This is a genomic window from Sandaracinaceae bacterium (assembly GCA_016706685.1).
In the GTDB taxonomy this organism is placed as follows: Bacteria; Myxococcota_A; Polyangia; order Polyangiales; family Houyiibacteriaceae; genus JADJJE01.
On record JADJJE010000056.1, the window covers coordinates 88,170 to 113,598 of the forward strand.

A 25,429-nucleotide genomic window follows, 5' to 3' on the forward strand; every position below is an offset into this window, starting at 1 on the left:
TCTCCTGGCCTCAGAAGCGGACATCTACGTGGCCCAGGAAGCGGGTGTCGATGCGCTGCCCGAGCGGGTGCATGCGGACATCATTGAAGAGTAGGTTCCAGCCGGAGACGGCCAGCTCCAGCTTGTCGTCCAGCAAGCGCCAGCCAACGCGTGCGTTGAGCAGCGTGTAGGCCGGCACGTCGTCGGACCGGTACTCGACACCCGTCTCGACGTTGTCGTACTGCTCCACCCACAGCTGGGAGCTGACCCAGTGGAGGTCCATCGAGAGGTCGAGGCCGATGCTGGAGCGGTACTGGAAGCCGCCGTTGACCTGATGGAGCGAGGTGCGTTGGTCTTCGAAGAAGACTTCGAGGCCTGGCGGCGCCGCGTCCACGGGCGACACGTCGCTGATGGCGTAGTTCGCGTACACATCGAGACCGTCGATGGGGAACACGCGCGCGCCGATCTCACCACCGAGCTGACGGAAGCGGCCGTCGAGGTTGCTGAAGCGCGTGACGCCGAGCGCGAACGCCTCGACTTGCTCGTCATAGAACGACTCCGAGAGGGGCAGGGTCGCGATCTCGTTGAGGCCGATGAGGTTGTCGACGAAGTTGAGGTAGATGTTGACCTCGAGCGCGAAGTAGTCGGAGTCTTGGTTGGTGTAGCCGAGCTCCGTGGAGAGGATGCGCTCCGGCTGGAGGTTCGGGTTGCCCACCCCGAGCACGGTGGCGCCGCGCACGGGCGTGCGGTTCTCGAAGGCGAGGTACGACTCGATGAACGACGGGCTGCGGAACGCGGTGCCCACCGTGGCGCGCAGCGAGGACCCGTCGGTCAGGCGGCCGACGAGCGCGGCGCGCGGGGAGAAGCGCACCTTCGAGAGCAGCGGATGGCGGTCGACACGTGCGCTGACGGTCAGGCGCAGCCGCTCGTGCAGCGTGAGCACGTCCTGGAGGTACGCGTTGTAGTGGTCCTCGGTGGTGTCGTCGCCCCAGTCGAAGTCGAGCGACTTGAAGCGGTACCCGGCGCCGACGGAGAGGTTGTGGTCCACCAGGAAGTGGAAGCGCCGCGAGAAGCTCGCCTCCACATCGATGACGTGCGACTCGAACGAGCCGTCGGTCGCGAGGCCGCCCGGCACGAACTCGACCGTGTCCACGTTGGCTGTGAAGGCGTTCCAGTAGCCACGCAGCTGGATGCCCTGCGGCGTGTTGAACTGGACGTGGGACTGCGCGAACACGATGTCCGAGGTGTAGAGTTCGCGCAGACGGGCGATGCCCTGCACGGTATTCTCGGCTCCAGAGGTGACGGCTGTGCCGAACTGGAGGAGGTAGTCTTGGTCCTCACCGAGAGCGGTGCGGATGTCGGCGTTGAAGCGCAGGGCCCCGATGCTGCGGTTGGGGTTGGGCGACGAAGGCGCGATGTCTTGCCGGTTGGGGTCCACGAACAGCTGGAAGTTGTCGCGGTGCTCGTAGCTGGCACCGAAGCGGTAGCCGACGCGCCCCTCGCGCCCAGCCACCGAGGCGGCCATGCCGAAGGTGCCCGCGCTGCCGGCCAGCGCGGCCACATAGCTCTCGGCGTCAGCGGGGTTCTTCAAGATGATGTTGATGATGCCGCTGAAGGCGTCGGCGCCGTAGAGGGCGGCGGCCGGACCGCGAATGACCTCGATGCGCTCGATGTCGCGGATGTTGAACGGCACCAGCTGCAAGAACGGCGTGGCCAAGAAGTCGAGGCGGATGGTGCGGCCGTTGATCAAGACGAGGGTCTTGTTGGACTGGCGCTGGTTGAAGCCGCGCACGTTGACGTCGGTGTGGGCCGGCGTGGTGGACATGACCGAAACACCAGCAGCGCGGCGCAGGATCTCACCGAGCGAGATCTGCCCGGAGAGGCGAAGGTCCTGCGCGGTGATCGTGGTGGTCGAGTTCGGGGCGTCGATGGGCGACTCGGCGAAGCGCGAGGCCGAGATGATCTCCTCCTCGAACACGGAGCGCTGAGCGCCGAGCTGCTCGCCCGGGAGCGCCGCGGTCCCCGTCGCGGTCCCCGAGCCCGTCTCGGTTCCCGTGCCCGCCTCGGTCCCCGTGCCCGTCGCGGTCCCCGTGGTCGCGCCGCTGCCCCCAGCGCGCAGGGACTCGGCCAACGCACGCAGGCGGGCGGCGCGCTCTTGCAGCGCGGGGTTGCCGGTGGTCTCGTACAACACCTCGACCTGCACGGCGGCGTCCTCGATGGCACGCAGGTCGTCCTCGGAGACATCCACCTGTGGGGCGACCGCGGCCTCGGTGCCCTCGGTGGTGCCTTCCGTCGGGTCGGTGACCGCCACGGCGGACTCACCCACACGCTCGTGGATGGCCGCGATGAACTGGGCGACCTCCTCCCGGTCTGGGGGGTCCGAGTCCATGTACTGCTCGAAGTAGTCGAGCGCCTCTTCGTAGCGACCCGCCTCGGCATAGGCGCGGCCGATGTTGTAGAGCACGTTCGGGTGCGGAAGGATGTCGTACGCGACCTGCAGCTCGGCCACGCCAGCGTCCACCTGGCCCTCTTGGATCAAGGCCATCCCCGCGCGGAAGTGGCGGCGCGCTTCGGTGCGCACATCGGCCCGCGCGGTCGAGGCGACGAGCACGATCATCGACGCCGAGAGCGCCAGGACGAAGTTCCACGTGGCGCGTCGCATGCGTCCTCCCGAGCTAGTTTTCGTGGGGTGATTCATGGATCAATACGGCTCGAGTTTGTATCCCATGAGCCCAACCGAGGACTCGCTCCCTTCCATGGTGCCGGAAGTGGATGGGGTTCGGGAAGTAGTCGGTGGGCGCCGCGCGCGCTCGTCGTCGTCCAGCGGCTGGAGACGGCCGCTCACGTGCATGACGCGCCCCACCACCGTGCGAACGGCGTTCAGGTCGCGGTAGCCGTCGAGCTGGAAACGGAAGGTCACGCTACGGCCGCGTGCCGCGTCTTCACCCGTCCACGTTAGCGTGGCAGGCGTGGTGTGGACCACCTCGCTGTCGCCGATGCGCACCTGCGCGCCGGGCGGCTCCGACACGATGGTCACGACCGTCTCGAGGGCTCCTGGGGTCGCCACCGAGGGCTCGTCCGGCTGCACCACGTCCGCTGCCGGGGACGGCGTGGGCACGCTGGTGGGATGCTGGTTCTCGCTCGACCGCACCAACGCGAAGCCGCCGGCCGCGACGGAGAGCACCAGCAAGCCGACCAGCAGGAACCACTTCGCGCGGGTGCCGGTGCTGCGGGCGTCCGAGCTGGACGTGAGGCCACCCAGGCTCTCGAGCGCCGAATCGGGCCCCATGCCCGTGCCGAGCCCCGAATACGACAGCGTGGTCGACCCCGACGCGGTGCCGAACTCACCGCTCAGGCTCGCGTCGCCGCTACGAGAGACGGCCAGCCCTTGCTCGGTGGCCACGTGGGTCAGCGCCGAGAGCATCTCGTCCATGCTGGCGAAGCGGTCGCCCGGCGCCTTTGCCATGGAGCGGCGGACCAGCTGCTCGAGCCCGTAGGGCACCTCGACGTTGTGTGTCGCCATGGGAGGCACGTCCTCGTGGACGTGTGCCATGAGGATGTTCACGGAGTTGGCACGCTCGAACGGTGCGCGCCCCGTCAGCATCTCGTACAGCAGCACGCCCAGAGCATAGATGTCGGCGCGCCCGTCCACGCGGTCGCCTCGGATCTGCTCGGGCGACATGTACTTGGGCGAGCCCATGAACAGCCCGGTCTGCGTGAGGTCTTCGCCCTTGTCGCCGAGGTCCTTCACGAGGCCGAAGTCCAGCACCTTCACGAAGTCCTGCTGCTCACCGTGCGTGACCAGGAAGACGTTGGCGGGCTTCAGGTCTCGGTGAATGATGCCGAGCGAGTGGGCCTCGCGCAGGCTGCGGCAGATCTGCCGGGCGATGTGCGTGGCCTTGGCGGCCGAGAGCGGGGCTTCGTCGCGCAGGTAGCGGTGCAGCGTGCGCCCCTCCAGCAGCTCCATGGCGATGAAGTAGACGTCGTCGTCGGTCTTGCCGTAGTCGAAGATGGTGACGGTGTTCGGGTGCGTCAGCTTCGACTGCGTGGACGCCTCGAGGAAGAAGCGCTTGTGGAACTCCGGGTCGTTGTCGCCTTCGTAGGTGGCCTCGAGGACCTTGAGCGCGATCTGTCGACCGAGCGGTGCCTGTTCCGCGCGGTAGACCTTGCCCATGCCGCCGCGCGCGATGAGCGAGACGATCCGGAAGCGATCGTTGATCGTCCGCCCGATCATCGGATCGGGCGCACTACCCCGCGGTTCGCTCGCTTTCGCAGTCTCGTCCGCCACCACGTTCTCCACCGCCAAGGCCATCCAATTATGCCGCTGGCGAACCTGATTGATCGGGGAGCCGGGCGGGGAAGTCAATGTTCTTGGTGGGGTAGGCGCCACTCACTGCACGATGACACTGAGTGCCTTCGACAGGGACGTTCCGCTGGGACTGTCCGCGCACCATCATTGGCTGCAAGACCCGCACTGGGTAGGATGTCGCGTGCCTCGCGCCCCTGCCCTCTCCGCCATGCTGATCGCGCTCGCCCTGCCCGTTGCGTTGGCTGCCTCGGCTGCGGCGCAGGGCCCGTGGTGGGCACCTCGCTACGGCGAGCCGCTCGAAGCCAGCTCCGTGGCCGAGCGCACGCGCGCCGCCCAAGAGCTGGGGCGGGAGACCCGCCGCGGCCGAGCGGTGCAGGCCACCCAGCGTCTGGTGACCGCGCTCCACCAGGAGCGACACCCCGCCGTGCGAGACGCCATCGTGGGTGCGTTGGCGCGCCTGGGGCACCCCGATGCGCTCGAGGCGCTCGAGGAGGAGCTGCAGGTGAGCCGCGCGCGCGAGCTGCAGCGCCTCCTGCTGGCCATCGCGGCCATCGCCGAGGCAGGCTCCCCACGCGCCGCGACCCTGCTGGTGGAGCAACTCAGCACGCGCGGGCGCTCCGAATTCGCGCGCGAGGCGCTGCGCCGGGCAGGCTTGGTCACGCTGCCGGCCTTGCTGCGGGCGCTGCGCGATGCCACCGAGGGCCGGGCGGAGATCGCGCGGGCGCTCGGCGAAACGCGCTCGCACCAGGCCACCCCAGGCCTGCTGCAGGTGCTCGCTGGCGAGTGGCAGCCCGCCGACGGCGTCGCGGTACTGGACGCGCTGGCGGCCATCGCGGACCCGCGAGCACGGGGGGCGGTCCTCGCGGCGCTGGCAGATGCCCGCGATCCCCGCGTGGAGCGCGCGGCGCTGGCCGCCCTCGAAGCGCTGGGCGCCGGACCGGGCGCCGACGGTGTAGAGCAGCGACTGCAGTCGAGTGACTCCGGTGTGGCGCAAAAGGCCCTGGCCGCCCTGCTGCAAGTGGATCCCGAGCGCGGTGCCGTGGCGCTCACGGCCAGCGTAGCGGCCTCCGACCCTGCCGTGGTGCAGCAGGCCGCCGAGCTGGCGCTGGCTTGGCGACACCCGCTGGTGGTGCCCGTGCTGTTCGGCCTGGTGAACGAGGGCTCGCGCGCAGAGCGCGCCATGAGCGCGCTCGCAGAGCTGGACGGTGGCGCCGGGCTGCCGGTCCTGCTGCACGTGGCCCGTGAGAACGCCCAGCACGCCAGCACCGCGCGGCACGCCCTCGCCATGGCGCTGCGGCGGTGGGCACCGGCCCTCTCTCGCAGCCAGCGCCGAGAAGCGTTCGACGAAGTGCAGCGTGAGCCAGGGACCCGTGCCTGGCTGCTTCGTGCGCTGGCGGGCGACGAAGACGTGGAGCCGCTGTTGCGGCGCGCGCTCGGGTCCGAGGCCGCCATCACCCGCCTGCAAGCTGCCCACGCGCTCTCCGTGTTGGGACGCTTCGCGAGCGCTGGCGCGGGTGACGCGCTCCTCTCGGCGGCACAGCGTGAGATGAGCGCGCACGTCTTTCGAGAGCTGGCGTATGCCCACGTGGGGCTGGGGCAGCCGTGCTCGGACGGCGCCCGCGGCCTGGGCGCACGACTGCACGCCGCCGACACCCGCGACGCCGCCCTGGTCTTGATGTCAGGGTGCGGCGCCCAGCTCTCCCCGCGCCAGCACCGTGAAGTGGCGCAGCTGGCACGGCGTCAGCTGACGTCGGCCTCGCCCTCCGCGCGGGCGACGGCGGCCTGGGCGCTCGCACGGGCGGGCGACCCGCTGGCCACCCGCACGCTGCTCGCCCGCGCCGAGGCCGAGGCCGACCCGTGGGTGCGCCGGGCGTTCGCCCGGGCGGTGTGGGTGCTGGCCAGCCCGGTTCATGCCGCCGAAGCGCGCAGCCTCGCACGCGTGGAGTCGGACACGCTGAGCGCCGCGTGGTTACGTGACGCGGGCCGCGGCGAAGGCGCAGTTCGCTCCTTCCACGCCAGCGGCGACGAGATCCTGCGCGTGCAGATCCGCCCGGTAGACCCGGTCCCAGAGGGGCTCGTCGTGGAGGTGCGCCTCACCGAGGGCCGCGTGCTGCGGGTCACCACGTTTCCGGATGGATTGTTGGTGGTCCCCGACCTGGCGGCTGGCGTGGCCGACGTCGAAGTCGTGCCCAGCCCGCCACTCGACACCGAACGGGATTGACCCCCGCACGGTTGGTACGGCACGCTTCCCCCTCGCGTGACCGCCGCCCGGCGTCCGCGCTCGACCCATGTCCACTCCCGCAAAGCGCTCACGCCCCGAACCGAGCACGCCAGGCGACGCCCTGCGCGCTGCGTCGTTCGAAGCCGTCATGACCGAGCTGCAGTCGGTGGTCGCGCGCCTCGAGGAAGGCGAGCTCTCCCTCGAGGAGTCGCTCTTGGCCTTCGAGAAGGGCGTTCAGCTGTCCCGCGAGGGGAGCCGGCGCCTCGAAGAAGCCGAGCGCCGCGTCGAGGCGCTGCTCTCGAGCGACGCCGCCGCCCCCGACGAACTTTCTGCCCCCTGACCCGCATGCCTAGGAGCCCGAGAAGCCGATGAGCGAAGCCCTCACCGTACACAGTCACTTCGAAGACGTCGCCGCGCTAGCCGCTGGGCTCGCCGATCGCGTCGAGGAGGGCCGAGTCATCCTCTATGGGCCCACCAACTACGAGGCCGGCGAGACCATCCCCTTCGCCATCCTCTTGGTGGATGGCAGCCCCGTCATCGAGGGTCATGGCGTGGTGGCCGCCTCCGTGGACGGCGGCGAAGACCGCGACCCCGGCTTCCGCTACGACGTCGTCCTCACCGACCTGCAGATGGACGCGCGCTCCGAGATCATGTTCGCGCGCATCCTCATGGCGGGCGAGAGCGAGAGCCGCGAGACGTCCCTCCCGGACGAAGAAGCAGCTGGCTTCGAGCAGGTGGACGTGGGTGGCAGCGAAGACATGGGGGGCTTTCAGGACGAGTCCACCGCCGTGGCCGACCTCAGCTCGCACGCTGCGGCCATGATGCCCAGCGCCGGTCGCGACGTCGCTCCAAAGGCCACGCCGGTGCCCGTCGAAGTCGATGAAGACGACGACGTGCCGGTGTCGACCACGGTCGAGCCCGAGGCGTTCAGCGTGACCAAGGGCCAGTTCGTGGAGCCCGCGCGCGACTCGTACGATGATGACGCGGACGAAGACGCGTCGCAGGGCGCCTCCGGCGTGGTGCTCGTGGATGGCGCAATGGCGCCGCCCGTGGCTCCCCCGGCTCCGGCGGGCTTCACCGTCGCGCGCCTCGCCGCCGTCGGCCTCTCGCGCCCGGTGCATGCGGCCACGTGGTGGCCCGAGCCCACGCCGCGTCCCGACGCGGACCCCTCGTCCGGCGCGTTCCAGTACAGCGGCGCGCTGCCCATCCCGAACCAGCCGCCGCGCCCGGACCTCGATCCGAGCCAGCGCGTGGCGCCCGCGCCGCATCCCGTCCAAGAAGGCGCCGCTCCCGCGCCCATGCCGCGCCCCGCGCCCCGCGACGTCCGCGCCACCGTGAACGAACACGCCGCCACCTTCGCGGCCGACAACGACGACCCCTCCGACGAAGTCTCGGACGTCGAAGACGACGTGGACGTCGACCTCGAGTAGAGCCTCGTCAATCAATCAGGTAGCCGAGGGCGCGCAGCTGCGCCGCCGTCTCGGGATCGATGCGCGTGCTCGTTGCCTGGTGCTCGCGTGGACGCGCACCACGCCGAGGGCCGCGCGCCACGGGGTCGGCATCCGCCAGCCGGAGCCCCAACAAGGCGCGTAGGTGTCGGACGGCGAGCGGGCGTTGCGGCGCCAGGTCATGCTGCTCGGATGGATCCGACGCGAGGTCGAAGAGCCGAAACGTACCGTTGGCGCGGTGAATGAGCTTGAGGTCGGAAAGCGTGACGGTCCGCCAGTTCTCCATGAACCCACTGACCGTGGCCACCGGCGCGCTGCTGCTCTGACCCAGCAGCGCCGGCAGGAACGAGCGCCCCGAGATGCCCTCCGGTGCCGGGAGCCCGAGCGCGTCGAAGATGGTGGGCAGCACGTCCACCAGGCCCACGTCGTCACCCACTTCGCGCACGGCGGCGCGATCCGTGGGGAGGCCTGGATGCCGCACGAACATGGGCACGTGCAGCAGCTCCTCGTAGACGCTGTGGCCGTGCCCCACCGACCCGTGGTCCCAGAATTCCTCGCCGTGGTCCGACGTGATGATGACCAGCGTGTCGTCCGCGAGGTGACGCCGCTCGAGCCCGTCCATGATCGTCTGGAAGTGGATGTCGTGATACGTGATCTCGCCGTCGTAGAGCGCCTCGAGGTGCGCGCGGTCGGCGGCGGCCAGCGTGACCCGCCCCAGCTTCACGCGGCCCAGCAGGTCAGCGTTGTTGGCCACCGCGGCGGGCCCCGAGTAGCGCGTGTCGCCGTAGAGCGAGAGCGTCTCCTCCCGGCGGCGATACGGCACGTGCGGATCGATGGTGTGCACGTAGAGGAAGAAGGGGCGGGTGTCCTCGCGCTCGTCGAGCCAGCGCAGCACGTCCGCCGCCACGAACTCGGCGTCGTTGCGGCGCCCCTCGCGAATGTAGTTCCGGTACGTGTGCCAGCCCTGCTGGAAGCCGAAGCGATCGGACACGTAGCCATTCGCGATGAACGAGCCCGTGAAGAAGCCCTGCTCGCGCAGCAGCTCGGGCAGGAGCGCCACGGACTCCGGCACCACCGACGCGTCCTCCACGGCCGTGTGCTCCCACGGCATCAACGACGACAGCAACGTCGCGACGCTGGGCTTGGTCCAGTTCTCCTGCGAGTGAGCGCGCCGCATGGTGACAGCCTGCTGCACGAAGCTGGCGAGCCCAGGCGTGCGCACGCGTGTGCCCTGGTTGTACGGGCTCAAGTGGTCGGCGCGTAGCGTGTCCACCAGGTAGAGCAGCACGTTGCGCGGGCGGCGCACGCTGCTGGCCGCAGGCAGCGCCGCTCCCAGCACCACCACGCTCGGGCGCACCAGCTCGCTCGCGGCATCCTCCGGCCCGTCAGCCGAAGCGGCGCTCAGCTCGAGACGCACCAGCTCCCCCGCGAACGCCCCGAGGTCCACGTCGAAGGCCCCAGGCACGAGGTCGGCGACCGCTGCCGTCGCGTGGCCATCTCGTGCGACCGACAAGGCCACGGCGGGCCCAGGCCGCAGCACCCCGCGCAGACGGGCCTCGGCGGGGACGCGCAGCGTGAACCCCACGCGCTCGTCCCGGTGCAAGCGCAACAGAGGCTGGTCCCCCAGTAGGGCGGTCAACGCAGAGGGCGCGCTGCGCTCCTCCGCGAAGCGGTCGGCGGGGTCCCCGATTCGCATCCAGTCGAGCGCCAGCGTCGCGCCTCGCCCTGCGAGCGTCCCGCTCCCACCGCGCACGCGCAGCGTGAGGCTGTGCTCGCCCGTGTCGGCCCGCGGAAGGTCGATGACCAGGCGCGCGAAAGCGCCGTTGGTGGGCAGGCCGGCCAACACCTCGGCGCTCGCATCGCCCAGCAACCGCACCGGCACGCTCTCGCCATCCCAAGCAGCCAGCACCTCGGCGCCTCGAAAGCCGCGCGCGCGGAGGGTCACGCGCAGCGGCCCGCTGCTGTCCACGGGCACGCTGAGGGTCGCGCGGTTGCCCGCCGCCAGCGCGACGCTCGGAGAGCCATCGCCCTCCTCGGCCGCGCGCAGCCCGGTGGTCCAGCCACCCAACGTGTACTGCTCACCCTCGGGGGCGCCGAGGTCCACGACGCGTGTCCCGCGTCGCCAGCGCTCGGCACGCTCGGGGTGCTCCGCCATGCCGAGGACCGCGTGCGCCACCCGCTCGTCACGAGGCGCTTCGGCTGCCCCTGGTGCGTTGGCGCCCATGGCGGAGGAGCCCTGGGGGAGTGCGGACGGACCAGCAACCTCACCGGCGGCGGACTCGGGCTCGGCCGCCCCAGAGGGTGACGTCGGGCCACAGCCCAGCGCCACGAACGCGGCCCCGAGGCACGCGCAGACGGCAGCGCGAGCCAGCCAGCCAGCCAGCGGAGCGGGGCGCCGCCGCAGAAGAGACGGGGAAGTCGATGCGGTCATCACCCCGGAAGCTACCCATCCGGCCACGTGGAGGCGAGAAACGCGCCTTCACGGGGTGGGCCAAGTGCGCTAGCGTTGAATCGACTTCGCGGCACTCGCGTCCCAGCCGCCGGAGCTCACCCCCGACTCATGTCCATCTTCGCCCCTCTCCACCTCCGCACGCTGCGAGCCCGAGCCACCTTGCTGGCCGCCGTCGCGCTGCTCTCGTGCTCCACGTTCGTCGCTTCGGTCGCGCTGGCCGACGCGCTGGTGAACGTGCAGGTGCGCTCTGAAGCGGGGGCGCCCGTGGACGGCGTCGTGGTGCTGCGCTCGCGGGCCAACGCCGAGACCACCTACCAGTGCACCACGGCGCAGGGGGACTGCCACATCGACAACGTCCCGGGTGGCCAATACACCGCCACGTTCACACCCACGGGTGGCCCCAGCCAGGCGCCGCGCACCGTCATGATCCCGCCAGCGGGCATCGTCAGCCTGTTGGTCGCGGCGCGCTAGAGCGGGGTCCGGGCAGACACCCGGAACGCTTATTGGATCTGGGCGCGACGGGCGTGTAATGCTTCCCGGGGACCTCACTGGGGGTCGACAGGAGCATTCATGCGTTTTGTTCGCTTGGCCGTACTTTCTCTACTTTCTCTGTGGCACCTGAGCGCCGCGGCACCTCTCGCGCACGCTCAAGGCGACTTCGGAGACGAGTTCGACGACGAGTTCGGTCCCGCCCGGCCTGCACCTGCCCCCGCGCCTGCGCCGGCCCCCGCGCCGCGTGCCACCCCGGCGCCTGCGCCCGCCCCCACGCCTGCCCCGGCACGCGTCACGGACAACGAGTTCGACGACGAGTTCGGCGGCGCGCCTGCGGATCCGCAGCCGGCTCCCGCCCCGGTCGCCGAGGACGAGGCCACCACCACCGAGGTCACCATCGAGAGCGACGAGGCCTCGGCACCGCGCTCCGCACGGGAGCAGGCCGACGCCGACAGTGAGCTGCGCCTGCGCCTCTTCCGCGCACACAACACCTACCTCGGGCCCACGGGCGGTATCCACGTGGTCGGCGCCGACAGCGGCCCGCGCGGGAGCTTCCGCGTGGCCCTCATGGCCGAGTTCTTCCGCAGCAACGGCTTCCTGACCCCCAGCGACGGCGCCCAGCGCTTCGGCGGCGCGCTCTCGCTGAGCTGGACCGCTCACCAGAACATCGAGGTGTTCGCCTCGCTCCTCAGCTACGCCACCACCAACGCGGGCAGCGACCCGGACCTCATCCAGGTGCTGGGCGACACGCACCTCGGCATCAAGGGCTTCCACTGGGTTACCCCCTTCCTCGCCATCGGCGGCGACGTCGACCTGAACCTGCTGAACCACGTGGGTGACATCGGCGTGGTGTTGCGCAGCACCAGCCTAGGCATCCGCGCCAACCTCACGGCCGACCTGCGCGGCCTCGAGAGCTCCATTCCGTTCATCGTCCGCTTCAACGCGCGCTACTGGATGGACAACTCGAGTGAGCTGATCGAGGCCACCGAGCGACAGCGCTACGCCGGCCTGGCGGACCCGCTGCCCGTCGAGGACGAGCGCCGCCACCTCTTGACCGCCGCCGAGCGCTTCGCCCTCGAGGTCAACCGCACGGACTTCATCGACCTCTCGCTGGGCCTCGAGGCCCCGCTGCGCGTCATGGAGGACTTCTACATTCACCCCATGGTGGAGTGGAACTGGCGCCTGCCGGTCAACCGCCAGGGCTACGACTGCGTGTTCGTCCCCGACGCGGACCGCCCAAGCCGTCCCGAAGCCGGCGACGATGGCTGCCTCAAGGTCCAGGGCATCAGCTCCTTCCCGATGACGCTGTCCGTCGGCGTGCGCGTGCTGCCTCCGGTGCGCGGCCTGGCTGTCACCGTGGCGGCGGACATCGGCCTCACGGGCGTGAACACGCTGGTGCGCGAGCTCGCCCCCACGCAGCCCTACAACATCTTGATCGGCGCCAGCTACGCCTACGACACCACCCCGCCCGCCCCCGAGATCCGCGAGGTCGAAGTGGAGCGCGAGGTGCAGGTCGGGCCTCCGCCGCGTGGTCGCATCGCGGGCGTGGCCGTGGAGCAGGGCAGCGGGGCGCCGATCCCGGGCGCCATCGTGCGCTTCCCCGGTCGCACCGAGACCGCTCTGCTGGCAGGTCCGGACGGCACGTTCGTGACCTACCTGTTCGACCCCGGCGCGGTGGAGCTCGCCATCGAACACGAGGAGTACCGCCCCAACACGTGCTCGGCCACCATCCCCGAGCCGGCCGCCGGCGCCACCGAGGACATGCGCGTCGAAGTGCGCTGTGAGCTCGAGGCCCTGCCCCGTCGCGGCGACGTCGACGGTCGCGTCATCGACGAAGACGGCCCGGTCAGCGGCGCCGTGCTCGAGCTGAACGGTCCCTCCTCGCACCGCGTCGTCAGCGATGGGGCCGGCGCGTTCCGCCTGGAGGGCGTCCCGCCGGGCACGTACACCGCGCGTATCGAGTCCGAAGGTCACCTCATCAAGCTGACCGAGTTCTCGGTGGCCCCGCGCGAGACGGCGCGGCCCGAGATCACCCTGCTGCGCCGCCCACGTCGCTCGCTGGTGTCGGTCACCGCGCGCGCCATCGTCATCCGCCGGCAGATCAACTTCGCCACGGACAGCGACGAGATCCTCGAGCAGAGCTTCGGGCTCATGGAAGAGATCGCGGACGTCATCATGCGCAACCCGCAGCTGACCTCGATCGAGATCCAGGGACATACGGACGATCGCGGCGGGCGCGAGCACAACCAGGACCTCTCGCAGCGCCGGGCCGACTCGGTGCGCGCGTGGCTCACTCAGCACGGCGTGGAGGCCAGCCGGCTGCAGGCCATGGGCTACGGGCAGACCCGACCGCTGGTCCCCAACATCACGTCGGCGAACCGCGCGCGCAACCGCCGCGTGCAGTTCGTGGTGCAGTAACAGCGCGCGCTACGGGTTGCGTTTCGCCTCATGGCTGGCCAGCATGAGGCGATGCGATTCCGCTCGGCTTGGTTACTCGGCGCCCTCGCGGCGCTGAGCGTGCTCGCGACCGCCCTCGCCCCCATTCGCCCCGCGCGTGCGTCGGTGCTCGAGGCGCTCGAGATGCGTGATCTGGTGCACGCTGCCCACGAGATCGTGGTGGCGTCCACACGCTCGGCTCAGGCGCGCTACGACGGCCCACGCATCATCACCGAGAGCGTGGTGGAGGTGGAGGAGCGGATGCGTGGTGGCGTGACCAGGGAGCTGCGCGTGGTGACCCTCGGCGGGGCCGTGGACGGCGTGGGGATGCGCGTCGAAGGCGCGGCCCACCTGCCCGTGGGGGAGCGCGCCGTGCTCTTCCTGCGGCGCACCCACCGCGGCACCACGCTCGCCCCCGTTGGCATGGCGCAGGGCGTGCTGCCCGTGGCTCGTGACGCCGGAGGCCACGACATGGTGCTGCCCGGAGGCCGCGGGCTCTTGCTCATGCGTCGTGTGGCACAGGGCCAGCTCGTGCCGGCGCCCGCCGCCCTCCGCGAGCCGCGCCCTCTCGCTGAGCTGTTGGCCGAGGTCGAAGCGCTGGTCGCCGCCGACGAGGCTCCGTGAGCGCTCGCGTCCCGTTCGCATTCGCGCTCGCGCTCACGCTGACGCTCGGCGCCGGCGCGCCAGGCTCGGCCAGGGCGTGGTGTCAGATGACCACCAGCAACAGCGCGCCCACCCTCGAGATGCCGTGCGTCACGGAGGGCGTCCCGCTCGCCTGGCGTAACGGCTGCATGGCCTTCGCCGTGGACGAGCGCGGCGGCCTCGATGTGAGCGCGGCCCAGATCGAGGGCGTGCTGGACGCCAGCTTCCGCAGCTGGATGTCGGTGACGTGCGACGGCGCCTCCCCCGGCTTCAACGTCCTCGGCTACGCCGAGCGCGCCACCTGCCAGGAGGCCGAGTACCGAACCAACCGGGGCAACGTGAACGTGGTCGCCATGGTCTCGGACTGGGACGCGCGCGACTACGACCCCTCGGCATACGCCATCACCACGGTCTGGCACAACACGGACACGGGCCTGATCCTGGATGTGGACATCATGGTCAACGAGCAGCTGGGCCCTTACGCCATCTGCCCCGAGACCGGCTGCCCGCCCGCGCTTCCACGCAACCGCGTGGTGGACCTCGAGAACGTGCTCACCCACGAGCTCGGTCACTTCTTCGGCATCGCGCACTCGGATGTGCCGAACGCCACCATGTACCTGTCGGCGGCGCGTGGCGAGACGCTCAAGCGCACCCTCGAGGCCGATGACGTGGAAGCGATGTGCACCATCTACGCGCCCGGGACGCTGGATGCGTGCACGGACCACACGCCGCGAGGGGGCCTGGATCTGAACTGCGAGGACGATCCGGTGGGGAGCAGCTGCGTGGCGGCGACACCCACCTCGCGTGGTGACGTGCCCGTTGGCTGGGCCCTCTTCGGCGCAGGCCTCGCCGCCGTGGTCGTGCGTCGCCGCTGGGCTGTTCGTGGCACTCAGGGCCATCTCCGCCAGCGTTGACAACGTGTGGCATGGGTGCGTACACCAACACGCATGAACGCCAAGAGCGACCGAAACGTCGGCACCGCCGCACTCACTCCCTCGCACACGCGCCGCGCTGAAGCGCCCTCACCGGCCGAAACGGCTCATCCGCCCCACTTCGGCGGGCGCTCGCTGGACGGCGGGCTCGTGCTGGCGCTCCTCGCAGCGCTGTCCTGTGGCTACGCATGTGACACCACCGTGCTGGCCGCCAGCTCCACCGCCAAGGTCTTCGACCGCGCGGCGCCGGCCTTCGAAGAGTACTTCGACTACGAGCTCGCTGGGCAGGCGGCGCCGGGCAGTATCATGCAGCTCGAGGGCGTGCTGCGCGTCGTCCCGGACAACGAGATGGTGCTGGAGCGCCTTTGCCGCGCGTACATCGGCTACACCTTCGGCTTCATCGAAGACGCCATCGAGGTGGCCGAGCTCGAGGGCAACTATGACGAGGCCGACCGTCAGCGCGGTCGTGCCCGCATGTTCTACCGCCGCGCGCGCGACCTCGCGGTGCACTGGATGTCGCTCGACCACGACGGGTTCCAAGACGCCGTGGATGGCGGCCTCGAGCCCTTCGAGGCGTGGCTCGCGAACAATTTCGAAGACCCCGAGGACGCCGGCATCCTGCTGTGGACCGGGTACGCGTGGGGCTCGTACATCAACATGTCGAAGGACGACATGGCGGCCGTGGCCGACCTGCCCTATGCGCGTGCGCTCGCGGAGCACTCGCGCCGGCTCGACGCCACGTACTACCACGGCGCGGCGACCACCTTCCTGGCGGTCATCCAGACCAACATGCTCGGCGGCGACCTCGACGTCGCGCAGGCAGACTTCGAGCGGGCGCTCGAGATCAGCGAGCGACGCGCCCTCGTCGTGCAGGTGAACATGGCCCGGCACTACGCCGTGAAGCGGGGCGACCGCGAGCTCTTCCTGAGCCTGCTCCGTGAGGTCCTCGAGGCGGGTGACCCGCTCCCCGCGGCACGCCTCCCCAACCGCGTCGCGCGCCGTCGCGCCGAGCGCTACCTGGCCAACGTCGACCGTTACTTCTGAGCCCTTGGCCCGAGCCGGCGCTGGCCGGCTTGCCCCGCCCTCCCCATGATTGAATCATCCGCGACCCGGGACGTCACTTGGAGCGTCTTCCCGGGGCGCCCACGTCGGGGCCCCCTCGACACAACTGCTACGAGGAACGACATGAAGAAGCGAATCCTACTCCCTCTCATCGTTGCCGCGGTGGCCATGGCGCTGCCCGGCAGCAGCGCCCCGCCCGCCCAGGCGCAGGCCGCGCGCAACGTCGAGCTCCGCATCGCCACGCTGGCGCCAGACGGCTCCTCGTGGATGCGCGTCTTCAATGCGTGGAACCAGAGCCTCCAAGAAGCCACGGGTGACAACACGGGCGGCCGCGTGAGCCTGCGCCTCTATCCGGGCGGCAGCCAGGGGGACGAGCGCGACTTCATCCGCAAGATGCGCGACGGCCAGCTGGACGGCGCCGCCGTCACCACCACGGGCCTCGGCCAGGTGGCCCGCTCCACGCTCGTTCTGGCCGTCCCGGGCCTCATCACCGAGTACGCGCAGATGGACCGCGTGCGCCGCCGCCTCAACACCCAGCTCCTGCGCGGCTTCAGCGAGGGTGGCGTGACGCTGCTCGGCTGGGGTGACGTGGGCAAGTCGCGCCTGTTCTCCACGCAGGCCATCACGCGCCCCTCGGACCTCCGCAGCACGCGGCCGTGGCACTGGCGTGACGAGCCGATCTTCGGCGAGTTCCTCTCGGTGGTCGGCGCCACCCCGGTCCCGCTCGGCGTCAACGAGGTCTACCCGTCGCTCCAAACGGGCATCGTCAACGCCGTGCCCGGCTCGGCGCTCGCCGCGGTCTCGCTCCAGTGGCACACGCGCCTGCGCTTCGTGACGCAGCAGAACTCGGGCCTCATCGTGGGCGCCACCATCATCAACAAGCCCACCTTCGAGGCGCTCACCGCCGCGCAGCAGGCCGCTCTGACCAGCACCGCGGAGCGCGCCCACACCGCCCTCCGCCGGGCCATCCGCCGCGACGACGACCGCGCATACCAGACCGTGCTCCGCCGCGGCATCACGCAGACCGACCTGACGGCCACGCAGGCCGAGTGGGCCACCGCGCAGGCCACCACGCGCACGCGCCTGACCGGGCGCCTGTACTCGGCAGCCCTGCTCCGCAGCGTGGAGTCGGCGGCCGGCTCCAACTGACTTGCCGCCTCCGGCGAGTCCCAGCATGACGAGAGAAGGGCCCCACGGGGCCCTTCGCCAATTCCGGCGCCGCACGGGAACTACCCAGTCACACGCTCTCAGGGGCGCACGTCTTCGACGCCCACGGTGGGCTCCGAGGGGATGCCCACCGGCTCGCCCGCGAGGGCTCGAAGCGAACCGGCGATGGAGCAGTCCTGGGCGCCGCTGCGGCTGAGATCGAGCGCGCTGGGCCACGGGCCGCGGCTCTCGCCGATGCGGACCGGAATGAGACGCCCGTTGGCGCGCGTGCGGGTAGACATGAGCAGCTGGTCGCGGTCGAGATCCCAGACGTAGGCGTCCACCACACCCTCTGCGCGCCCGCCCCGCGTGACGATCAGCAGGAAGTAGTGGCTGCGCAGCATGGAGCGCACGAGCGGCACATCACGGCTCAGCCGGCGGTTCATCTCGTCTTCCAGCACCCGCAGGCGCATGGTGTCCTGCTCTTGGCGCAGGCCATCGGCCCACGCCGGCTCGAGGAAGCGCGCCAGGTCGTAGAGACCACGCGCGCTCACGGGGCTGACACCGAGGCAGCGCGTGATGGCGTCACGATTCATCTCACGCGCCGCGGTGGCGATCGTGGCAGGGTCGCGGGTGTGCTCCGCCTCGATGCGCAGGTAGAGCCCGCGCCAGTCGTGCATCTCGGACCAGCGGAAGCCGTCGGCGGCGTAGTTCTCGGGCGGCGGGTGGTCGCGACCCGCTTGGGTGATCCACCCGTTCAGCCTGCCAATGAACGAGTTCACTTCGGCGGCGGTGGGTGTGGCCTCGGCGTCGTAGCGGGCCAGCAGCTCTTCCCGCAGCGCCTCACGGGCGCGGACACGCCCGTAGATCTGCACCAGGAAGAACCCCGCGATGAGCCCCAGCCCGAGCAGCAGCAACCCCCAGCGACGGTTGGGCGCGAAGGCCAGCTTGCCCGCGTTGACCTCATAGCGCGCAGGCAAGAGGCCGGCGGCGTGGCTAGGCGACTCGGGCTCCTCGTGTTCGACGGGTTCGTGAGGCATCGGTTCCCTCAAATGACGACGGGCGCCCCCAGTGGGTGCGCCCGCGTGATGAAAGCTCTCGGCGCGACCGAGGGGCCGGTCAGTGCTCGGCTGCGGGGGCGGCCGGCGCGCCCTCTTCACCCGTGCCGTTGACGGCGAAGCTGATGTTCGGGAAGCCCGCCTGCGCGATGGAGAACATGACCTTCTTGATGACGCGGAAGTCCACGTTCACGTCGGCCTGGATGATGACCATGCCGGGGAACTCATCACCGGGGTGCAGCACCTGCCAGTTCTGCTTCAGGGTGTTCAGGTTCTGGATGAGCTGCTCGATGCGGCTCACGTCGGCGTTGGCGGCCAGCGTGGCGGCGTCGGCCACGCGGGTTCCGTCCAGCGTCACCGCGCGGTCATCGATGGAGATGATGGGCGCGACCTCGAGCGCTGTGGTGTGGTCCGCGGTGGGCATGGTGATGCTGGGCTGCTGGGCCACGAGCTCACCGGAGGCGGAGAACGACATGAGCAGGAAGACCACGAGCGTGATCAAGAAGTCGATGAAGGGGACGAGCGGGATGCTCTGGTCCACGCCCTTCTTGCCACCGCCGGCCACCTTCTCGTGGACGAAGTGGAGGGGGATCTTGTGGAGTAGAACCTTGCCGGGCTTTGCGATCGCCATGGTGTTACCTCAGAAGCTCGCGGCGCCGAGGGAGATCTCGGTCCACTCTTCGCCGCGGGCGGTGTCCATCGCCTCGATGACGTGCTGGTAGAGCACGCCGTCTTCGGGCGTGACGGTGATGTCGTGCCGGTTGGGGTATGCCTGACGCCACGCCTGGAGCTTGTTGCGAAGCTCGTCGACGTTGTAGTCCTCGCCGCTGCGCGGGACGTTGTGGGCGTCACCCGCCGTCGACGAGAGCAAGTAACCCGTCGACGTGATGCTGATGGTGAGCTTGTCGCGTTCCTCGGGGGGGGGTTCGTCCGAAGGCGCCGACGTGCTGGGCACGTTCTGGTTGGCCTCGATGCGTGCCAGCTGGTTCCACACCGCGGTCACGAGCAAGAACATCACGCAACACAGGAGAAGGTCGATGAAAGGGACTAGGGGGATCTCTTGGTCGACGGTCTTTTTCCCGCCGTGTCCGCCGCCGCCTCCGCCAATGGTTGCCATCTTGCTGCTCCTGTTGCCGTTGCTATCGAGAGGGTGGTGCGTCGCGGGCCGGAGCCCGCGAGACGCATCAGGCTTCGTCGCCCACGCCGGTGAGGTTGACCTTCGAGCGGTTGTTCACCACCAGGTTCATGACCTGGACGGTGGCCGCGTTGATGTCGTCGAGCAGGCCCTGGGTCTTACCGTTGAGGACGCCCATGCCGATGAGCGCCGTGATGGCGGCGATCAGACCGAAGGCCGTGCAGTTCATGGCTTCGGAGATGCCCTTCGCGAGCATGGTCGCCTTCGACGTGGAGTCTGCGCCGGCGACGGCCGCGAAGGCGGTGATGAGGCCGATCACGGTGCCGAAGAGGCCCGAGAGCATGGCGAGGTTGGCGAGCAGGCCGAGGTACGCGGTGCGATGCTCGATGAGCGGGAGCTCACGGAGGGCCGCTTCGTCCATGGCGGCCTGGACCTCTTCGTCCGGGCGGTTGACGCGCATGAGACCCGCCTTGACGATGCGGGCCAGGGGCGCATTGGCCGCCGAGCAGAGCTTGATCGCACGGGCGATGTCTCCCGCCAAGATGCACTTCTGCATCGTCGAGAGGAACACATCCTTATTGATCGAGGCCTTGTAGAGGTAGACCGAGCGCTCCGCGATGATCGCGATCGCGAGGATCAGCCAGAAGAGGATGATCCACATGGCCCAGCCGCCCTCTTGGTAGTGTTCCCAAAGTGTTGCCATGATCGTCTCCTGAGCCTTTCTGCGTTCCTGCGTTCGCTATCGAAGGCAGGTCTGTGTCGAGTGCCACTGCGGCTTTAGTTCTCGGGCCCGCGCCATGCGGATACTGAGATACTGCGCCTAAAGGGTTGATAACTCACGGGAAAACATGCGCTCCCGTGCTGTCTGTCATCGAGAAGGGCCGATGATACCGACTGCCCCATGCAAGTCAACATCGATCCGCGTGGCACAATCGAATGGGGAAATAGAGGAAGGACGAGCACCCGCGTTCGACACCTCGAGCGACGCGAGGTTCCCGGCTCGGAAGAACACGCTATCGATGCGTGCTTCGCGTTGACAACCTTCGGGCCGCTGCGGTAGCGTCCCCCCCGGTTCTCAGCACTCGCTGAGTCTTCACTTCTATCCACGTAAGAAAACGCCGTCCGCCGAGCAACTCGGGGCGGCGTCGGGGCAGGGGAGATGGGGCACAAGATGCTCTCATCGTTTCCGCCTCGAAGGAGCCTGACTGATGCAAGAGGTTGGCCACGCACTAATGGAGGGCGCGCCGTTCTCGTTCATCAACATCGCGGTGCTTGCCCTGGTACTCGCCATCGTTGCCGAGCGCTTCGTTTTCATCCTGAGCAAGTACCGCGTGAACGCCACGGAGTTCATGGCGCAGGTGCGCAAGCTGGTGCAGGCGGGGAACATCGACCGCGCCATCAAGCTCTGCGAGGCGGCGCCGCTGCCGCTCCTGCAGGTCATCAAGGCGGGGCTCACCCAGGTGAACCGCGGTGAAGATGCCGTCATCGCGAACATGGAGGAGAAGCTCGCGGAGGTGCTCCCCGCACTCGAGAAGCGCATCGCCTCGCTGTGGACGTTCGCGAACCTTGCGACCCTGATCGGTCTGCTCGGGACCATCCGCGGTCTGATCCGCGCCTTCGCGGCCGTCGGTACCATCGACGACCCGTCGCAGAAGACGGCCATGCTCTCGGCCGGTATCTCCGAGGCCATGTGGAACACCTTCCTCGGGCTGCTCATCGCCGTGATCGCCATGTTCTTCCACCTCATCCTGAACGGCATGGCCAAGCGCCAGAAGCACGAGATGGAGAAGGCGACCATGAAGCTCGAGAACCTGCTGACGCTGAAGCGACAGGGCTGAGCCAGGCGCTATGGCCAAGCAGCTGACAGGTCGCCAACGTGCTTACGTCAAGAAGCACTCGAAGTACCACGAACTGGATCCCTCCGAGGCTGACTCGGAGCTGAACATCATCCCGTTCTTGGACATCGTCATGAACTTGATCATGTTCTTGCTCATGACCGTGTCCACCGTGGCCTTCTTCTCGCAGGTCGAGGCGACGCTGCCACAGTACAGCTCCGGGCGCGCGGGCACTCGCTCGACCGCCAACGAGAACGCGCTGAACCTCATGGTCACCATCACGGAGAGCGGCATCATCGTGACGGGCAGCTCTGGAAAGCTCGCGCCCGGGTGCGAGAGCACCATGTCGGGCCGTGTCATCACCGTCCCGCGCGCAGGCGAGGGGTACGACTGGCGTGCGCTCACGGCTTGCGCCGAGAAGATCAAAGAGACCTTCGCGGACGAGCACCGTGTGACGGTCGGGGCAGACCCCACCATCCACTATGAGCACGTCATCCACGCCATGGACGCGATGCGCACCAACGCCTCGGGCGTGGAGCTCTTCCCTGAAGTGCTGCTGTCGGCAGGAGTGCGCTGAGCATGAGTGACGAGACGCAAGATCCGGGCGAGGGCGGCGGCTTCCAGGGCTTCCCGCAGGACGACGGCGAGAGCACGCCCGCGTCCATGACCGACCTCAAGCGCATGATCCGCTCGAAGAAGCGGCGCCACGAAGAGCACTCGGCGCACGGTCTGAACATCTACCCCATGATGGACATGATGACGATTCTGCTCGTCTTCATGGTCATGCAGCTGGCGTCGTCGTCGGCTGTCGCGGTTCAGCAGTCCGAAGAGCTGAGGATCCCGTACTCCACGTCCACCGTGGACATGGAAGACGCGGTGGCGGTGCAGATCTCACGCAGCGGCATCGTGGTGGACGGTCAGCTGGTGGTGGAGCTCCGCAACGGGCTCGTGGATCCCAGCCAGAAGCAGGGCGGCGCCAACGGCTTCCTCATCACGCGCATGAACCGCGAGATGAACCGCATCCGCGACCTGCGTAAGCTCATCGCGGCGTCCAACCCGCGGCGCCCGTTCACGGGCACCGTGTCCATCGTGGCGGACAAGCGCACGCCCTACCGCACGCTCACCGAGGTGATCTACACGCTGGGTCAGTCGGAGTTCAACAACCTGCGCTTCGTGGTAAACCGGCAAACCGCGGCCCCCGCGGCCCAGTAGGCCCCACGCAGCAGACATGAAAAAGGGCTCCTCACGGAGCCCTTTTCGTTTGTGGGGTGCCAGCCTGCGTCGAGCTGGGCTACCCGAGGGGCGGCGCAGCCAGCTCGAAGCCAGGCGTGCGCCCGGTCAGCTGCCGGCGTCCTTGCCCACGCGCTTCGGACGACGGTTGCAGTCGAGGATGCGCTTCCGCAGGCGGATGGCGTCCGGCGTGATCTCCAACAGCTCATCGGAGTCGAGCCAGTCGAGGCCGGTGTCGATGCTGAGGACCCGCGGCGGCGTGAGCACCACGTTCTCGTCCTTGCCCGCCGCGCGGATGTTGGTGAGCTTCTTCTCGCGGACCGCGTTCACGTCCAGGTCGTTGTTGCGCGCGTGCTCGCCCACGATCATGCCTTCGTACACGTCGGTGGCCGACCCGATGAAGAGCTCGCCGTGGGTCTGGAGGCCGAAGAGCGCGTACGGGGTGGTGACTCCCTTGCGGTCCGAGACGATGGCGCCGTTCTTGCGGCGCATCATGGCGCCCGCGTAGGGTTCCCAGCCGGCGTGCAGCGTGTTCAAGAGGCCGGTGCCGCGCGTGTCCGTGAGGAACTGCGAGCGGAAGCCGATCAGGCCGCGCGAAGGCACCGTGAACTCCATGCGCGTGCGCCCGGGCCCGAGGGCGGCGAGCTTGCTCATGCGACCGCGGCGCTCACCCAGGATGGACTGGGTGACCGTTCCCACGTGTTCGTCCTGCACGTCCACGACCACGTTCTCGAGCGGCTCGGAGAGCACGCCGTCGATCTCCTTGGTCACGACCTCCGGGCATGCCGAGCGCCAGCTCGTAGCCCTCGCGGCGCATGGTCTCGGCCAGGATGGAGAGCATCAGCTCGCCACGGCCGTAGACGTCGAACGACTCGGTGTCGTCGGTATCCTGCACGCGCAGGGCGATGTTGCGCTGGGCCTCCTTGTAGAGGCGCTCACGCAAGTGGCGCGAGGTGACGAACTTGCCCGACTGGCCCGCGAATGGCGAGGTGTTGATGAGGAAGCGCACCCGAATGGTGGGCTCCTCCACGGCGATGCGGGCGAGCGCCACCGGATTGGCCGGATCCGCGAGGGTGTCGCCGATCTCGACCTGATCGATGCCCGAGAGCGCGATGATGTCGCCGGCGTAGGCGCCGTCGCTGACCACGCGGTCCGTCTTCTCGAAGGTGAAGAGGTTGCTCACCTTGGCGAGCATCGACTTCTCGGCGCCGATCAGCATGACCTGCTGGTTGCGCTCCACGCGGCCGGCGCGGACGCGCCCGATGGCCACCTTGCCGATGTACTCGTCGTGGATGGTGTTGTGCACCAGGATCTGGAGCGGCGCGTCCACCGGCTCGGAGGGCGCCGGGATGCGCTCCACGATGGTCTCGAACAGAGCGCTCAGGTCGGTGGCCGTGTCGGCCAGCTGGCGCTTCGCGATGCCTTCCTTGCCGATCGCGTAGATCGTGGGGAAGTCGGTCTGCTCGTCGGAGGCGCCGAGGTCGCAGAAGAGGTCGAAGGTCTCGGTGAGGGCCTCGTCCGGGCGGGCGTCCTTACGGTCGATCTTGTTGATGACCACGATGACCGGCATGCCCAGCTCGATGCTCTTGCCGAGCACGAACCGGGTCTGCGGGAGCGCGCCCTCGGCGGCATCCACCAGCAGCAGGGCGCCGTCGGCCATGCGCAGGATGCGCTCGACCTCGCCGCCGAAGTCCGCGTGGCCCGGCGTGTCGATGATGTTGATCTTGTAGTCGCCCCAGCGCACCGATGCATGCTTCGCCAGGATCGTGATGCCGCGTTCGCGCTCGAGGTCACCGCTGTCCATCACGCGGTCCTTGATGACCTCGTGGGCGTGGAAGACGCCCGTCTGCTTGAGCATGGCGTCGACCAGGGTGGTCTTGCCGTGGTCGACGTGCGCGATGATGGCGATGTTGCGAAGTTTGTCGCGAGAAGTAGCGGTCATGTTGGGAGGATCCTGGGGGCCTCGCGGCCGGCACCGTGCGCTCTGCGCGGTGGGCTCGGACAGCGAGCCAGACGAAAACCGCCCGCCAAGAGGAATCCGTGGCCGGGCGGGCGAGCCTTTGAAAGCGGCAAGCTCGGCCTGCTGCTAGCACACCCCCGCGCGCTCGGCACACGTACGGGGTCCCGCTGGCCGGGAACCCCGCCTGGGAGGCCCGTCAGTTGTCGTCGTCGTCGTCGTCGTCGTCGTTGGCCTGTCCGCGCAGCAGCTCGGCTTCGATCATCTCGGGGGTGATGCCCGCCTGGGGCGTGAGCTCCGCCAGGGGCATGCCCTCCACGCAGGCAGCCTGAGCGATGTGCAGCGCCCGGACCATGAGCTGACGCGCCCGGCTGACGCCCGTCTTGCGCAGGATGCTGCTGACGTGGTGCTGAGCGGTCTTCTCGGAGATGGTGAAACGGTCGCCGATGCGCCCCACGTCAGCGCCTTCCAGCATGAGCTCCAGCACCTCGGCTTCGCGGGGGGTCAGCTCGTGGCGCTCGGCCAGGGTGCGGGCGGCCCACTTGCGCGCGATGCCCGGCGTGGGCTGGCGCCGCAGGTGACACTGCTCCCGGAACGCGGTCATGGAGGCCTCGTTCACGGGCTGGAACACGATGGTGATGGCGTGCTGGGACGCCTCACGCAGCTGCGTGAGGGTGGGCTCGCTGGTCACGAGGGCGGCGGCCACGTCGGCGCTGCTGTGGCTCACCAGCCGCTTCAGCAATTCCAGCCCGGCGGTGTCGCCGATGGTCGGCCCCACCACCACGCCCAGCCAGCGGTGCGAGCGGTCGTTCTCGAGGGCCTCGGCCTCGTCACGCGCCCACCGCACGGGAATTCCGGGGTCGAGCGCAGCGCGAATCTCGTCGATCACGGACTCGTTGGGGTCCACGGCGAGGATGAAGACACGCTGAACGTCGAGAGGCTGACCCCTGGCCACGCGGCAGCCTACCCCAGCGGAACGGCGAGCCCCCCCACAATTCGTCCCTCAGGGAGTAATCTCACTAACACGTTGTCTGGGTAGAATTGCCCATGGACCCCAGGGGGGCGTGCCACCACACTGGGGACTCCTACCGGTCA

General features: G+C 69.3%; 20 protein-coding genes and 1 pseudogene. 12 read left to right on the forward strand and 9 right to left on the reverse strand.

The genetic code is table 11. From position 1 onward, the window contains the following. Positions 1-10: 10 nt before the first annotated feature. Positions 11-2,641 (reverse strand): TonB-dependent receptor, encoded by a 2,631-nt coding sequence (locus IPI43_33025; GenBank protein MBK7778884.1) that lies wholly within the window; start codon positions 2,639-2,641, stop codon positions 11-13. 39 nt (positions 2,642-2,680) lie between these two features. Continuing rightward, entirely contained in the window at positions 2,681-4,213 is a 1,533-nt protein-coding gene (locus IPI43_33030; protein ID MBK7778885.1) for a serine/threonine protein kinase, read from the reverse strand. A 256-nt stretch (positions 4,214-4,469) separates the two neighbouring features. Here IPI43_33030 and IPI43_33035 point away from each other — a divergent pair, with 256 nt between their 5' ends. The 3 genes from IPI43_33035 (at position 4,470) to IPI43_33045 (ending at position 7,939) form a co-directional block, all read left to right on the forward strand. Next, the gene (locus tag IPI43_33035) at positions 4,470-6,509 is read left to right on the forward strand and encodes a hypothetical protein (GenBank protein MBK7778886.1); all 2,040 of its coding nucleotides are present in this window, start codon (positions 4,470-4,472) and stop codon (positions 6,507-6,509) included. A gap of 67 nt (positions 6,510-6,576) precedes the next feature. Then, on the forward strand, positions 6,577-6,849 hold the full coding sequence (gene xseB, locus IPI43_33040) for an exodeoxyribonuclease VII small subunit (GenBank protein MBK7778887.1): 273 nt from the start codon (positions 6,577-6,579) through the stop codon (positions 6,847-6,849). A 28-nt stretch (positions 6,850-6,877) separates the two neighbouring features. Further along, positions 6,878-7,939 (forward strand): hypothetical protein, encoded by a 1,062-nt coding sequence (locus IPI43_33045; GenBank protein ID MBK7778888.1) that lies wholly within the window; start codon positions 6,878-6,880, stop codon positions 7,937-7,939. Between the two features lie 7 nt (positions 7,940-7,946). Here the strand turns inward: IPI43_33045 and IPI43_33050 are convergent, their stop codons facing one another. Then, positions 7,947-10,181 carry a sulfatase gene (locus IPI43_33050; GenBank protein MBK7778889.1) on the reverse strand — a complete coding sequence of 745 codons (2,235 nt, stop codon included), beginning with the start codon at positions 10,179-10,181 and terminating at the stop codon, positions 7,947-7,949. A 336-nt stretch (positions 10,182-10,517) separates the two neighbouring features. On the opposite strand from IPI43_33050, the gene IPI43_33055 reads away from it, so the two are divergent. The 6 genes from IPI43_33055 (at position 10,518) to dctP (ending at position 17,122) form a co-directional block, all read left to right on the forward strand. Further along, on the forward strand, positions 10,518-10,880 hold the full coding sequence (locus tag IPI43_33055) for a carboxypeptidase regulatory-like domain-containing protein (GenBank protein MBK7778890.1): 363 nt from the start codon (positions 10,518-10,520) through the stop codon (positions 10,878-10,880). 99 nt (positions 10,881-10,979) lie between these two features. Then, positions 10,980-13,319 (forward strand): OmpA family protein, encoded by a 2,340-nt coding sequence (locus tag IPI43_33060; GenBank protein ID MBK7778891.1) that lies wholly within the window; start codon positions 10,980-10,982, stop codon positions 13,317-13,319. A gap of 51 nt (positions 13,320-13,370) precedes the next feature. Then, positions 13,371-13,961 carry a hypothetical protein gene (locus tag IPI43_33065; protein ID MBK7778892.1) on the forward strand — a complete coding sequence of 197 codons (591 nt, stop codon included), beginning with the start codon at positions 13,371-13,373 and terminating at the stop codon, positions 13,959-13,961. Then, on the forward strand, positions 13,958-14,893 hold the full coding sequence (locus IPI43_33070) for a matrixin family metalloprotease (GenBank protein ID MBK7778893.1): 936 nt from the start codon (positions 13,958-13,960) through the stop codon (positions 14,891-14,893). Before IPI43_33065 ends, IPI43_33070 begins: the two co-directional genes overlap by 4 nt. Positions 14,894-14,926: 33 nt before the next feature. Next, positions 14,927-15,955 (forward strand): hypothetical protein, encoded by a 1,029-nt coding sequence (locus IPI43_33075; protein MBK7778894.1) that lies wholly within the window; start codon positions 14,927-14,929, stop codon positions 15,953-15,955. A 141-nt stretch (positions 15,956-16,096) separates the two neighbouring features. Beyond that, on the forward strand, positions 16,097-17,122 hold the full coding sequence (gene dctP, locus IPI43_33080) for a TRAP transporter substrate-binding protein DctP (protein MBK7778895.1): 1,026 nt from the start codon (positions 16,097-16,099) through the stop codon (positions 17,120-17,122). 98 nt (positions 17,123-17,220) lie between these two features. On the opposite strand, the gene IPI43_33085 is transcribed toward dctP, so the two are convergent. From IPI43_33085 to IPI43_33100, 4 genes are all read right to left on the reverse strand, one after another. Next, a complete protein-coding gene (locus IPI43_33085; GenBank protein MBK7778896.1) occupies positions 17,221-18,159 on the reverse strand; it encodes a hypothetical protein in 939 nt (312 codons plus the stop codon). Positions 18,160-18,238: 79 nt separating this feature from the next. Beyond that, a complete protein-coding gene (locus IPI43_33090) occupies positions 18,239-18,808 on the reverse strand; it encodes a biopolymer transporter ExbD (GenBank protein MBK7778897.1) in 570 nt (189 codons plus the stop codon). A gap of 9 nt (positions 18,809-18,817) precedes the next feature. Beyond that, a complete protein-coding gene (locus IPI43_33095; GenBank protein MBK7778898.1) occupies positions 18,818-19,294 on the reverse strand; it encodes a biopolymer transporter ExbD in 477 nt (158 codons plus the stop codon). A gap of 67 nt (positions 19,295-19,361) precedes the next feature. Further along, positions 19,362-20,015, reverse strand: a complete 654-nt coding sequence (locus IPI43_33100; protein MBK7778899.1) for a MotA/TolQ/ExbB proton channel family protein — start codon at positions 20,013-20,015, stop codon at positions 19,362-19,364. Positions 20,016-20,544: 529 nt separating this feature from the next. Here IPI43_33100 and IPI43_33105 point away from each other — a divergent pair. Genes IPI43_33105 through IPI43_33115 form a run of 3 tightly spaced genes read left to right on the forward strand, consistent with a single transcriptional unit; the run spans position 20,545 to position 22,359 of the window. Next, a complete protein-coding gene (locus IPI43_33105) occupies positions 20,545-21,150 on the forward strand; it encodes a MotA/TolQ/ExbB proton channel family protein (protein MBK7778900.1) in 606 nt (201 codons plus the stop codon). A 10-nt stretch (positions 21,151-21,160) separates the two neighbouring features. After that, positions 21,161-21,724: a biopolymer transporter ExbD gene (locus tag IPI43_33110; GenBank protein ID MBK7778901.1), complete on the forward strand. Its 564-nt coding sequence runs from the start codon at positions 21,161-21,163 to the stop codon at positions 21,722-21,724. A 2-nt stretch (positions 21,725-21,726) separates the two neighbouring features. Further along, positions 21,727-22,359: a biopolymer transporter ExbD gene (locus IPI43_33115; protein ID MBK7778902.1), complete on the forward strand. Its 633-nt coding sequence runs from the start codon at positions 21,727-21,729 to the stop codon at positions 22,357-22,359. 126 nt (positions 22,360-22,485) lie between these two features. On the opposite strand, the pseudogene typA reads toward IPI43_33115, so the two are convergent. Together typA and IPI43_33125 are read right to left on the reverse strand one after the other, a co-directional pair. Continuing rightward, positions 22,486-24,319 (reverse strand): annotated as a pseudogene (typA, locus tag IPI43_33120) (translational GTPase TypA). Between the two features lie 214 nt (positions 24,320-24,533). Further along, positions 24,534-25,289 carry a helix-turn-helix transcriptional regulator gene (locus IPI43_33125; GenBank protein ID MBK7778903.1) on the reverse strand — a complete coding sequence of 252 codons (756 nt, stop codon included), beginning with the start codon at positions 25,287-25,289 and terminating at the stop codon, positions 24,534-24,536. Positions 25,290-25,429 lie beyond the last annotated feature (140 nt).

Coding starts and splice junctions, on each gene's coding strand:
- xseB (MBK7778887.1), top strand. CDS start 6,577: ATGTCCACTCCCGCAAAGCGCTCACGCCCCGAACCGAGCACGCCAGGC.
- IPI43_33110 (MBK7778901.1), top strand. CDS start 21,161: ATGGCCAAGCAGCTGACAGGTCGCCAACGTGCTTACGTCAAGAAGCAC.
- IPI43_33025 (MBK7778884.1), bottom strand. CDS start 2,641: ATGCGACGCGCCACGTGGAACTTCGTCCTGGCGCTCTCGGCGTCGATG.
- IPI43_33090 (MBK7778897.1), bottom strand. CDS start 18,808: ATGGCGATCGCAAAGCCCGGCAAGGTTCTACTCCACAAGATCCCCCTC.
- IPI43_33050 (MBK7778889.1), bottom strand. CDS start 10,181: ATGGGCGCCAACGCACCAGGGGCAGCCGAAGCGCCTCGTGACGAGCGG.
- IPI43_33030 (MBK7778885.1), bottom strand. CDS start 4,213: ATGATCGGGCGGACGATCAACGATCGCTTCCGGATCGTCTCGCTCATC.
- IPI43_33045 (MBK7778888.1), top strand. CDS start 6,878: ATGAGCGAAGCCCTCACCGTACACAGTCACTTCGAAGACGTCGCCGCG.
- IPI43_33075 (MBK7778894.1), top strand. CDS start 14,927: ATGAACGCCAAGAGCGACCGAAACGTCGGCACCGCCGCACTCACTCCC.
- dctP (MBK7778895.1), top strand. CDS start 16,097: ATGAAGAAGCGAATCCTACTCCCTCTCATCGTTGCCGCGGTGGCCATG.
- IPI43_33105 (MBK7778900.1), top strand. CDS start 20,545: ATGGAGGGCGCGCCGTTCTCGTTCATCAACATCGCGGTGCTTGCCCTG.
- IPI43_33060 (MBK7778891.1), top strand. CDS start 10,980: ATGCGTTTTGTTCGCTTGGCCGTACTTTCTCTACTTTCTCTGTGGCAC.
- IPI43_33055 (MBK7778890.1), top strand. CDS start 10,518: ATGTCCATCTTCGCCCCTCTCCACCTCCGCACGCTGCGAGCCCGAGCC.
- IPI43_33085 (MBK7778896.1), bottom strand. CDS start 18,159: ATGCCTCACGAACCCGTCGAACACGAGGAGCCCGAGTCGCCTAGCCAC.
- IPI43_33100 (MBK7778899.1), bottom strand. CDS start 20,015: ATGGCAACACTTTGGGAACACTACCAAGAGGGCGGCTGGGCCATGTGG.
- IPI43_33115 (MBK7778902.1), top strand. CDS start 21,727: ATGAGTGACGAGACGCAAGATCCGGGCGAGGGCGGCGGCTTCCAGGGC.
- IPI43_33065 (MBK7778892.1), top strand. CDS start 13,371: ATGCGATTCCGCTCGGCTTGGTTACTCGGCGCCCTCGCGGCGCTGAGC.
- IPI43_33095 (MBK7778898.1), bottom strand. CDS start 19,294: ATGGCAACCATTGGCGGAGGCGGCGGCGGACACGGCGGGAAAAAGACC.